5 protein-coding genes are annotated in these 11,957 nt (G+C 71.4%); 4 read left to right on the top strand and 1 reads right to left on the bottom strand.

Annotation, left to right across the window (positions count from 1 at the left end; all coding sequences use genetic code 11):
• Positions 1 to 928: 928 nt before the first annotated feature.
• Complete coding sequence (locus ABZX40_RS18395) at positions 929 to 1,585, bottom strand: hypothetical protein (RefSeq protein WP_355731896.1); 657 nt, start codon at positions 1,583 to 1,585, stop codon at positions 929 to 931.
• Positions 1,586 to 1,949: 364 nt separating this feature from the next.
• Between ABZX40_RS18395 and chvE the strand changes: the two genes are divergently transcribed.
• The 4 genes from chvE to ABZX40_RS18375 all read left to right on the top strand — a co-directional run bounded on the left by chvE (position 1,950) and on the right by ABZX40_RS18375 (position 11,804).
• Entirely contained in the window at positions 1,950 to 3,068 is a 1,119-nt protein-coding gene (chvE, locus tag ABZX40_RS18390) for a multiple monosaccharide ABC transporter substrate-binding protein (RefSeq protein WP_355731894.1), read from the top strand.
• Positions 3,065 to 4,720 carry a multiple monosaccharide ABC transporter ATP-binding protein gene (mmsA, locus tag ABZX40_RS18385; RefSeq protein WP_355731892.1) on the top strand — a complete coding sequence of 552 codons (1,656 nt, stop codon included), beginning with the start codon at positions 3,065 to 3,067 and terminating at the stop codon, positions 4,718 to 4,720. Before chvE ends, mmsA begins: the two co-directional genes overlap by 4 nt.
• Positions 4,717 to 5,898 (top strand): multiple monosaccharide ABC transporter permease, encoded by a 1,182-nt coding sequence (gene mmsB, locus ABZX40_RS18380; RefSeq protein ID WP_355731890.1) that lies wholly within the window; start codon positions 4,717 to 4,719, stop codon positions 5,896 to 5,898. Before mmsA ends, mmsB begins: the two co-directional genes overlap by 4 nt.
• Before the next feature lie 248 nt (positions 5,899 to 6,146).
• Positions 6,147 to 11,804 carry a hypothetical protein gene (locus tag ABZX40_RS18375; protein WP_355731888.1) on the top strand — a complete coding sequence of 1,886 codons (5,658 nt, stop codon included), beginning with the start codon at positions 6,147 to 6,149 and terminating at the stop codon, positions 11,802 to 11,804.
• The last annotated feature ends 153 nt before the right edge of the window (positions 11,805 to 11,957 follow it).

Raw genomic sequence — 11,957 nt, 5'->3', positions numbered from 1 at the left:
GCGCTGGCGTGGTGGCGGGGGTTGGCACGGTGGCGGGTGGGGGGCGCTGGCGTGGTGGCGGGGGTTGGCACGGTGGCGGGTGGGGGGCGCTGGCGTGGTGGCGGGGGTTGGCACGGTGGCGGGTGGGGGGCGCTGGCGCTGGGCCGGGTACTGGGTGCCGCGTCGGACGCTGGCGCGTGCCGGGCGCCGGGCGCTGACGCTGGGCCGAGTGCTGGGTGACGCGTCGGACGCTGGCGCGGGCCGGGCGCCGGGTGCAGGGCGTTGGCCCAGCGCAGGGCGTCAGGCGCTGGACTGGGTACCGGATGCGGGCGTTGACCCGGTGCCGGGCGCTGGCGCCGCGTCGGACGCTGGCGCGGGGCCGGGCGCCGGGCGTTGGCCCAGCGCCGACCGCCGGGCGCTGGCGCGGAGCCGGTACCGGGCGGGGGCGCGGGGCCAGGTACCGGCCCAGTACCGGATGCTGGCGCTGAGCTGAGTGCTGGTGCCGCGCTGGGCGCTGGCGCGGGGCCGGTGCCAGGTGCCGCGCGGGACCGGGCGCTGGACCAGTACCAGGCGCTGGCGCTAAGCCGAGTGCTGGTGCCGCGCCGGGCGCTGGCGCGGGGCCGGGCGCCGAGTGCAGGGCGTTGGCCCAGTGCTGAAGGCCGGGCGCTGACGCGGTGCCGGTGCCGGGTGGTAGCGCGGGGCCGGGTACTGGCCCAGTACCGGGTGCTGGCGCTGAGCTGAGCGCTGGTGCCACATCGGGCGCTGACGCGATGCCGGGCGCCGGGCGTTGACCCAGCGCCGACCACCGGGCGCTGGCGCCGGCCCAGTGCCGGATGGTGGCGGGGAGCCGGGCGCGGGCCCAGTACCCCGGCCCTGGTGCTTGCACCGGGCTGGGCCGCAGCCCTGGGGCTCGCGGTGGGGCTGGACGCCAGTCGCTGGGCGACCGCCGCTAAGCGCACCACCACAGGAAGCGTTCGCAGGTCCTCGTCGGGGTCGGCTCCGGGGTCGGGTCCGGTGGGTCGTCGGGCGGGGGTGCGGCGGTGGGCCGGGACGAGGGCTCGCCGGGTGTCGTGGGGTTGACGATGGGGACCGTGTCCCCGGGGTCGGCGGTGTGCGCGTCCTTGGTCGGGGGCGCCGAGCTCTCCTCCGGGGAGGCGGAGGGCGACTCCGAGGGTGAGGCCGACGGCGACCCGGTGTCCGAGGGCGACCCGGCGGGCACCGCCGTCGGTTCCCCGGCGCCGGTCGGCGTGCCGGACGGCTCTCCGTTCGCCGTGTCGTCCCCCGCGACCGCGGGCCTGGGGTCCGCTCCCGAGCCGTCGACGCCGAGTTCGGCCAGGCTGAGGCCACCGGCGGCCAGCAGAAAACCGGCCCCGGCGAACAACGCCCGGCGGCGCCTGCGGCGATGGGCGGCGGCCTTGCGGTCCCGTCGGCTCGGGGCGGCGCGGCGCGCGGCGCGCGGGGAAGGGCCGTCGCGGTGCGGCTCCTCGCCCTCCGGGGCGTGCGCGTCCCCGAGGGGCGGACCGGCGTCGTACCGCGCCGGGGTGCCGCATCCCGGGCAGGTGAGGGCGCCGTTGAGGTGTCTTCGGCACGGGTGGCAGTAATCCATGACGCGGGGAAGGTTAGGTTCCGCGACGGTCCGGTTCCTAGGCCGCGCTGTGAAAGTTCTGTGGGAAGAGCCGGGAAGAGGCGGGAAGAGGCGCCAAGAGGGGCGACGAGGGGGCGAACCCGGGGGCGAGGAGACGGGCCAGGAGAGGGGCGAGAAGGGGGCGTTGACGGCCCCGGGGCCGCCGCCCCGCCCCTTCGACACATGTTCGTAAAGCTTGCCCCGCGCCCCCTTCACAGAAGGCGACGGAGTCAAACAGAATCCCACACACTCAGGTCCGGCACGGTCCGGGCCGCCCCATGGTTCAGCGCTCTCCCGCCCCACTGTCCGACACGGCAGCCATGCCGCGACGCAAGGGAAGATGACCATGCGCAACCGCAGAGCCGCACTCCCCACCCTCGCCGCCTCCGCCTCGCTCGCCCTCTCCCTCACCCTGACCGCCTGCGGCCAGTCCGCCGAGGGCGGCAGCGAGGAGGGCGCGGACGGCGCCGGAGGCGGCACCATCGGTGTCTCGATGCCCACCAAGTCCTCCGAACGCTGGATAGCCGACGGCGACAACGTGGTGAAGAACCTTGAGGACAAGGGGTACGAGACCAGGCTCGTGTTCGGCGAGGACGACCCCGACCAGCAGGTCTCGCAGATCGAGAATCTGATCACCCAGGGCGTGGACGCCCTGATCGTCGCCGCCATCGACAACAAGTCGCTCGGCAATGTCCTCCAGCAGGCCGAGGACGCCGATATCCCGGTGATCTCCTACGACCGGCTGATCCTCGGCACCGAGAACGTCGACTACTACGCCTCCTTCGACAACGAGAAGGTCGGCGAACTCCAGGGCGGCTACATCGTCGAGCGGCTCGGCCTGGACAGCGGGGAGTCGAAGGGGCCCTTCAACGTCGAGCTGTTCGCCGGTTCCAACGACGACAACAACACCCGCTACTTCTTCCAGGGCGCCATGAACGTCCTCCAGCCCTATATCGACAAGAAGCAACTCGTCGTCCGCTCCGGCCAGACCGCGCTGAACCAGGTCACCACCCTGCGCTGGGACGGCGGCACCGCGCAGAAGCGGATGGACGACATCCTGACCTCGGCCTACCAGAGCGAGCGGGTCGACGCCGTGCTCTCGCCCTACGACGGCATCTCCATCGGCATCCTGTCCGCCCTGAAGTCGGACGACTACGGCTCGGCGGACAAGCCGCTGCCGGTGGTGACCGGCCAGGACGCCGAGGTCGCCTCGGTGAAGTCGATCATCGCCGACGAGCAGACGATGACCGTCTACAAGGACACCCGGGAGCTGGCGAAGGTCGCCGCGAACATGGTGGACGCGGTACTGGCCGGCGAGGAGCCCGAGGTCAACGACACCGAGACCTATGACAACGGTGCCAAGGTCGTGCCCTCGTATCTGCTGGAGCCGGTCGGCGTCGACAAGGCCAACTACCGGGAGGTCGTCGTCGATTCGGGCTACCTCAGCGAGAGCGATCTGACATGAGCGCGGGGCGCGGGGCGGGGGAACCGGCGGGACCGCCACCCGTTCTGGAGATGCGGGCGATCGGGAAGTCCTTCCCCGGCGTCAGAGCGCTGTCGGATGTCACCCTCACCGTCCGGGCGGGCGAGGTGCACGCCCTGTGCGGGGAGAACGGCGCCGGGAAGTCGACGCTGATGAAGGTGCTGTCGGGGCTGCATCCGCACGGCAGCTACGACGGGGAGATCCTCTTCGCGGGGGAGGTGTGCCGGTTCCGGGACATCCGGGCCAGTGAGCGGCACGGCATCGTGATCATCCACCAGGAACTGGCACTCGTACCGTATCTGTCGCTCGCGGAGAACATCTTCCTCGGCAATGAGCACGCCCGGCGCGGGATCATCAGCTGGACCGAGACCCTGCGGCACGCCACCGGGCTGCTGCGCCGGGTCGGGCTCGGCGACCATCCGGACACCCGGGTCGCCGATATCGGCGTCGGCAAGCAGCAGTTGGTGGAGATCGCCAAGGCGCTGTCCAAGCGGGTGCGACTGCTGATCCTGGACGAGCCCACGGCCGCCCTCAACGACGAGGACAGCTCCCAACTCCTGGATCTGATGCTGGATTTGAAGCGCCAGGGCATCGCCTCCATCATCATCTCGCACAAGCTGAACGAGATCCGCCGGGTCGCCGACTCGGTGACCGTCCTGCGCGACGGCCGGACCGTCGAGACCCTCGATGTGAAGGACCCGGCGACCACCGAGGACCGGATCATCAGCGGCATGGTCGGCCGGGACCTGGAGCACCGGTTCCCGGAACGCACCCCGCACATCCCCGAGGCGGACGCGGCACCGGCGCTGGAGATCCGCGACTGGACCGTGCACCACCCCATCGACCAGCGGCGCAAAGTGGTCGACGGGGTGTCGCTGACCGTGCGGCGCGGCGAGATCGTCGGGATCGCCGGTCTGATGGGCGCCGGCCGCACCGAACTGGCGATGAGCGTCTTCGGCCGCTCCTACGGCCGGCACGCCTCCGGAACCGTTCTCAAGGACGGCCGCCGGATCCGTACCCGGACGGTGGCGGAGGCGGTCCGGCACGGCATCGCGTATGTCACCGAGGACCGCAAGCACTACGGGCTGAATCTGATCGACACCGTCCACCGCAACATCTCCCTGACCGCGCTGGGCAGGGTGGCCCGGTACGGGGTGGTGGACGAGCACGCGGAGCGGCAGGTCGCCGAGGGGTTCCGCACCTCGATGAACATCAAGGCGCCGACCGTGTTCGAGCCGGTGGGGAAGCTGTCCGGCGGCAATCAGCAGAAGGTCGTCCTCAGCAAATGGATCTTCGCGGAGCCGGATGTCCTGATTCTGGACGAACCGACGCGCGGGATCGATGTCGGCGCCAAGTACGAGATCTACACGGTCATCGACCGGCTGGCCGCCGAGGGCCGGGCGGTGCTCTTCATCTCCTCCGAACTGCCCGAGCTGCTCGGGATGTGCGACCGCGTCTACACGATGGCGGGCGGCCGGCTGACCGGCGAGTTCGACCGCTCGGCGGCGACCCAGGAAGCCCTGATGCGCCGGATGACCCAAGACACGGGGGCCACGCAGGACGCACAAGCCCCGGGGGCCACGCAGAAGACGCAGGACACGCAGGACACGCAGGACACGGAGGTCTCCGGATGAGCACGGACATCGCCCGGCTGCTGATGGCCGGACTGCGCCGCAATACGCGCCAGTACGGCATGCTGTTCGCGCTCGGTCTGATCGTCGCGCTGTTCGCGGTCTGGACGGACGGCGATCTGCTGCTGCCCCGCAACGTGTCCAACCTGGTGCTCCAGAACAGCTACATCCTGATCCTGGCGATCGGGATGATGCTGGTGATCATCGCCGGTCATATCGATCTGTCGGTCGGCTCGCTGACGGCGTTCATCGGCTCGATGGCGGCGGTGTTCATGGTCCGGGGGGACCTCCCCTGGCCGGTGGCGGCGCTGCTGTGTCTGGCGATGGGCGCGGTGGCGGGCGCGATCCAGGGGTTCTTCATCGCGTACGGCGGGATCCCGTCGTTCATCGTGACCCTCGCCGGGATGCTGATCTTCCGGGGGCTGACGGAGATCTTCCTGGAGGGCCAGACGCTGGGCCCGTTCCCCCAGGGCCTCCAGAAGGTGGCCAACGGCTTCCTCCCGGAGACCGGCCCCGAGACCAACTACCACAACCTCACCCTGCTCCTGGGCCTGGCGCTGATCGCGTTCGTCGTCCACCAGGAGACCCGGGACCGCCGCCGCCAGCAGGAGTTCTCCCTGGAGGTGCTGCCCCGCAATCTGTTCCTGCTCAAACTGGTCGCCCTGGCGGCGGCGATCCTGACCCTGACCCTCCTCCTGGCCAGCTACAAAGGCGCCCCGATCGTGCTGCTGATCCTGGGCGCGCTGCTGGTCGGCTTCGGGTACGTGATGCGCAACGCGGTCGTCGGACGGCACATCTACGCCATCGGCGGCAACCTCCCGGCCGCCAAGCTGTCCGGGGTGAAGGACCGGAAGGTCACCTTCCTGGTCTTCCTCAACATGGGCGTGCTGGCCGCCCTGGCGGGCCTGGTCTTCGCGGCCCGCTTCAACGCGGCCTCCCCCAAGGCGGGCCTCAACTTCGAACTGGAGGCCATCGCCGCGTCCTTCATCGGCGGCGCGTCGATGAGCGGCGGGGTCGGCACGGTCCTCGGCGCGATCATCGGCGGTCTGGTCCTCGGGGTGCTGAACAACGGGATGAACCTGGTCGGCATCGGCACGGACTGGCAGCAGGTGATCAAGGGGCTGGTGCTGCTGGCAGCGGTGGGGTTCGACGTGTGGAACAAACGGAGGGTGGGGGCGTGAGTGCGTGACGGGTGAGGACGTTGTGGGGGGCGAGGGAGCTGGGGGCGTGACGGGGGCACGGAAGTCGGGGGGCGGGACGGGGTGAAGCCGTCGGTGGGCGGTACGGGGCGCCGCACGTCCTCCCTTTTGGCCCTCGGATGGCTGAAACTCCACCTTCATTACCCTTTCGGGCGAAGCGGACTGCCGGTTCGGATACGTTTGTTCACTGCACAGGGGATTGACGCCGGGCCGGAAGTACGCTTCCTGGCATGGCTTCGGACGCACTCAACGGTCTCTTTCTGGCCTTGACCGGCCAGCAGATGCCGGACGCCGACCCGGCGTTGATGCGCGCGTTTCTGGTCGTCCCGCAGCGGGAGCTGGAGGAGCAGCTCATGCAGGTGCAGGAACTGGTGGTGCGGGTGGCACAGTCGGTGTCGGACCAGTCGAACGGGCAGTTCTCCGACGCCTACTGGGAGGCGATGCTGACGCTGGCCTCGCCCGAGGGACGGTCGGCGCTGGAGGGGCTGCGCGACGCCGCCAAGGAGCTGGGGGACTACTCGGAGGAGGCCGCCTACCAGGTCGAATACACGAATCTGATGATCCTGCTCCAGCTCGGCATGTTCCTGCTGGAGTTCGCGCTGACGTTCGTGATGGCGATCTGGAACCCGTTCGGCGCGATGGTGCGGCAGGCGATGCTGCGGGCGCTGTACCGGAACATTCTGAACAGCCTGGTCTTCAGGGTGGTGGCGGCGATCGCCTCGCAGCAGATCATCCAGATCGGCCTCGCGGTGGCCATGGACCGCCTCGCGCAGTGGATGCTGGCCCGGCAGGGGCTGGTGACGAGGAAGGGCAGCACCTATCTGACGCAGGCGGTCGCCTTCGGGGCGGTGGCCGGATTCGTCGCTGTGCCGGTGCAGTTCGCGGCGTCGTGGCTGGCGCAGAACGTTCTCAAGCGAATGAACAAAGGGGCAGGGGACCGTCTCTTCGGTGGCCTGAACAATGCGCTGGCGAATCGGCCGGGTCCGAAGAACCTGACGAGGAACGCGGCGGACGACGTGGCCGACGACGCTGCGGACGGCACGGTGGGCGGGGGCCCGAAGCCGCTGCCGCCGACCCGGCCCGGGGACGACCCGGGCGGTTTCACCGGCGGCGGCCTGCCCGGTACCGGAACCGGTGCGGACGAGGTGTTCGCGCGGGGCTTCACCGACCGGGTCACCCAGGTGAGCAATCTGCTCGTGCGGGGCGCCGACCTGGACGCGGTGGGCGACGCGTTCACCAGGGACATGGGCGAACTGTTCGCCCGCCGGTTCGGCGACGACCTCGGCGGCGGCGATCCGGCGCGGACCCTGGGGTCGGACTGGGCGCGCACCTTCCTGGACGATCTGCCGAACGCGGGGCTGGGGGGCGCGCTGCGCACGGTCCTGGACGAACGGCGGTTCACGGATCTGTTCGGGGACGATGTGACGCGGGCGATGTCCACCTCGGTGGCGGACGCGTTCGGGACGCACAACCTGGGCGGCAAGGTGCTGTCGTTCACCCTGCACGGCATCGGTGACGGGGTCATCGGGGTCGGCTCGGAGCTGCTCTACAACGCCATCGCCTTGCGGCAGTTCAGTGTCAGCGGTGGCGGGTTCCTGTGGTCGATGACGAGTGAGCGGGCAGCGGACGGCTTCAACGCGGCCGGGGACTGGCTGGCCGGGAAGTTCCGTCCGATGCTGCCCGACCTGGGCACGGGCCTGGGCATGGGTCTGGGCAACGGCCTGCGGCTGGGCACGGACCAGGATCCGGACCTGGAACGGGTCGGGCTCCTCTCCGCGATGAGCGGGGACGACGGGACCGTGCCCGCCCCGGCACCGGTGAACTCGGGTGCCGGGAACGTCTCCAACATCGATGTCAGCACGCTCGCCACGGGGGGCGGAGCCGCGCCGGTACCGGTCCTACCGACCATGCCCGATCTGCTGATCGCCACCGACACCTTCGACGTCCCGGGCATGCCGGTTCTCACGCCCACGGTGCTGAACGCTCCGCTGATCGACATCGAGCCGCCGACGCCGGTACCGGTGGTCGGCGGGAACGGCTCCGGCGACCCCGGGGCGTGGCAGCAGGGCGGCGGCGACCGGGTGAGCGGGGGCACGCCGGAGAACGCGGACGACCTGCTGACCGGGGGGCCGCGCCTCGACACTCCGGTGATGTCCCCCGACCGGTCGGGTGACCCCCGCGCCTCGGGCGACCTCCGCTCTTTCGGTGACTTCCGCTCCCCCGGTGACCCCCGCTCCTTCGGTGACGTCCGCTCCTTCGGTGACGTCCGCTCGCCCGGTGACGTCCGTTCCCCCGGTGACGTCCGTTCTTCCGGTGACCTCCGCGCCCCCGGCGACCCCCGGCCCACCGGTGACCCCCGACCCTCCGGTGACTTCCGTTCCTCCGGCGACCCCGGCCGCGCCACCTGGGAGCGCTCCCCCTCCGATCCGCCCGGCCAGGGCTCCGGCACCGACCGCCCCACGACCAGCACCGCCGACGATCTCTTCAACATCCTCGTGCCGGACATGGCCCCCGGCCCGACCACGGACCAGACCACCAGCACGGACAGGGAGCTGGTGCTGGACGACGCCCAGTCCGACAACACCAGCATCCGTTCCTGGCGTTCCGAGGACTCCGCCACCACGGACACCACGGACACCACGGACGCGACCGACCTCGGCGACGAGATCCTCCCGCCCGGTCCCGTCCTCGACGACGAGGGACTGCGCACAGCCGTGGACACCCTCCGACCGGACGACGGCGGCAGCGGCGAACGCCCCGACGGTCTGAAGCTGCTGGAGCGCCTGACCCTCCAGTTGCACCCCGCGCACACCCTGGACCTCTTCCAGAACGGCGACCAGACCCAGCCCCGGCCCGGCACGGGCCCCACCACGACCACGACCACAGCCCCCGCCCCGGCCACCGGCACCGGGCGAGCCGACCAACGCCCCACCCCCGCCACTACCCCCACACCCACCTCCACGCCCACCCCCACCCCCAACTCCCGCCCCGGCTGGACCCCCATCCCCTCCCTCGACACCGTCACCACCGCCCTGCGTACCGCCGAACCCGGCACCACCGCCCTCGTCCTCACCCAGGGCACCGACGCCCCCGGCCCCGCCTACGCAGCCCATCGCACCGAGACCGGGGTCCGCTGGGTCGAGGCAGGGGCGGACGGCGGCCCCCGCGTCACCGTCACCGCACAGCAGCCCCGCCCCACCCCCGGGGACGCCCTCGCCGTCGTCATCGCCCCCGGCGGAACCGTCCGGCCGGACCTCCTCACGGACTCCGGGACCGCGCACGGCGGCGGCCATGCCCGCCAGGCCCCCGCACCGGCCCGGGAGGAACTCCGTACCGCGCTGCTCACGGCCCTCTTCGACGACTCCACCCGCGACACCGAGTGGGTGGCGCACACGGCCGCGGAGCGGGAACTCCAGGCGACCGCGGAGAAGGTGGTGGCCGAGTTCCGGGAGGCCGGGAAGGCCACCCCCGACCCGGACGCGGCGGCGGACGGCCGGGTGCGGCTGGTGGACTGCGTGATCCGTCTCGAACGGTTCGTGCGGGAGACGTACCGGACGACCGGCGGTCGTGACGACTTCGGGCGGCCGGGCTCGCTGCTGCCGGGCAGCGGGGCGCGGGCCGCCGGGACCGCGGACGACATCAACGTCGGCACCGGCCGTACCGATCAGCGGCTGGCCGGGGGACCCGGCTGGGCGCCCGTCACCTCCTGGGACACCCTGACCCGGGCGCTGAGGACGGCGGGCGAGGGTGCCACCGCGCTCGTGCTGAGCAGCCGCCCCAACGACATGGGCCACGCCTACGCCGTCCGTCAGGTGGACTCCACCGACTCCGGGGCCCGCTGGGTGGAGCTGCAACCGGGCGGGAACCGGCCCCTGATCAGCCAGTCGCCGCCCACCCCGTTCCCCTCCGGCACGCGTGCCGTCGTCCTCACCGCCGAGGGGCGGGTGCTGCCCGACGCTCTCCCGGCCACGCCCGATCACACCCTCGCCCACGCCCTCACCGACCCTCCCTCGACGAACGCCTATGGGGGAATCGGCTTCGAGGGCGAGGTCCAGCACCGGATGGAGATCCCGGAGGGGAACGAGCAGCCCGCGCTCGCGAAGCATGAGTCAGGGACGCGGATCGTCATCGACAAGCACCCGTTCTACCGGGGTGTCGACGGCAAGCTGTACTCCTCGCCCCAGGGCGCGTACGCCGCCACGGGACAGCAGGGCACGGAGGAGCCGCATCCGATCACCGAGGTCGTCACACCCGCGCTGGGACATCTGCCGGGAGAGCGCGGCAAGCTCTCGCTGGACGAAGGGATCAGGCACTACCTCCACACCCGCCGGCTCCTCGAAAAGACCAATGAGCGCGGCGAAACGATCCTGCTGGAGGATCTGCTGAAGGACGAGCCCGGCTGGACCCTTCAGTTCGACTACATGGACGTGCCCGTGTATCCCGCGCTGCCGGGCCCCGCCCACCCCGTCTACACCCAGATCACCATCGGCGTGCCGCCCGCCGGACTGACCCGGATGTTCGACCTGGCGGCGGCCCATCTGTCTCCCCAGTTGCAGACTCTGATGGTGCTGTCCATGCTGGGCCGCAGCTTCGCGGACAATGTCGCGGCGGAGTTCGCCTCGAAGTACATCGGGCGGCCCGTGAGCCCGGAGCAGACCGCCTTCCTGACCGAGATCCCCGGGCTGGCCGAGGTCCACGGGTACGCGATGCTGGTGTTCAGCCAGGTCGCCGCCCTCCCCGCCTCCAAGGAAGCGGGCAGTAACTCACTGGCCAAGAACTGGCTGCATGTGGCGTCCCGGGTACCCCTCGCCCAGGTACGCACCGCGCTGCGCCCGGAGGTCGCCGCGTTCTTCGCGAACCACGACAACATCATCTCCGAGGACTTCGAGGACTCCTTGCGCGAGATGGCCTACCTCTTCAACGGCGGCAGGATCGACAGGGAGCAGTTCGCCACCCGGTCGTTCCTGGACGAGACGGTCGACGACATCCGCACGGGGGACTACCTCCGGACCGCCCTGCGCGGCAGCACCGAGGACGGACGCACCATCGGGCAGACGGCGGTGTTCGGCATGGCCGACTACCCGCTCGACAACGACAAGGGCAACCTCGCCCATCCCCTGACCCTCCTCGAACTGCGCTCGTACGCCACGGACGAGGCGATGAGCAACCCCGGGCACCTGGACTGGATGATGACGGAGGAGCAGTTGGAGGTGGCTCTCCGGCAAGTGGCCTCCGTCGCGGAACAGGGCTACGCGCACGCCGAGCGCATCGAGGGGGGCGTACGCCGGCTGTCGCCGGCCGCGGTGTTCGCACTCCTCGCCGACGATCTGGTCGTCAAGGTCGGACAGGTCCTCGACAGCATCGATCCGGTGGCCGTGCACCGCGGGGGTCATCGCCGCCCCCTGCTCCTGGCGAACGAGCGGGCGCAGCTCGCCGCGGAGACGACGGCCGTCTCCATGGGGGCGCAAGGCCCCGCCGTGCTCAGCCGCCATCTCCAGTCCCTGGAGGAGCAACTGACCGAGCTAGCCGCGTCGTTGACCGCCCAGGGATCGGACGCCGATTCCGACCAGAGGGACTCGATCGAGCTGGCGAGGATCACCGTACGGGAGGCGGCCGAGGCCGTCCGGCAGGCCGAGCAGCGACCGCAGCCCTCGATCCGGCGCCCGCCGCGACGGGCAGGGACGAGGCCGACACCCCCGAGCGGCCCGCTCCCGCCTCCGCCCACCGGCCCGCTCCCGCCTCCGCCGACGGGCCCGCTCCCGCCCCCTCCCACCGGCCCGCTCCCACCCCGGCCGACCGGACCCCCACCCACCGGCCCGCTCCCACCCCGGCCGACCGGACCCCCACCCACAGGCCCCCTACCGCCCCTGCCACCCCCACCCCCCTGACCTGGTCCAATACAACGCACCACCCCCAGACTTCACCTCCGGCATCACACTTCTCTCACAACTGTTGAACGCCCCCGTTCCGCCCCCCGTATCTATGGGCGGCCCGCGCTCCCCCTCGCGCGGGCCACCCAGATCGAGCGGGCCCGGTCGTCC

The sequence above is a fragment of the Streptomyces sp. NPDC004610 genome, assembly GCF_040609715.1.
In the GTDB taxonomy this organism is placed as follows: Bacteria; Actinomycetota; Actinomycetes; order Streptomycetales; family Streptomycetaceae; genus Streptomyces.
The sequence above is the reverse complement of the archived record's forward strand: the minus strand, read 5'-3'. Positions and strand labels throughout refer to the sequence as shown.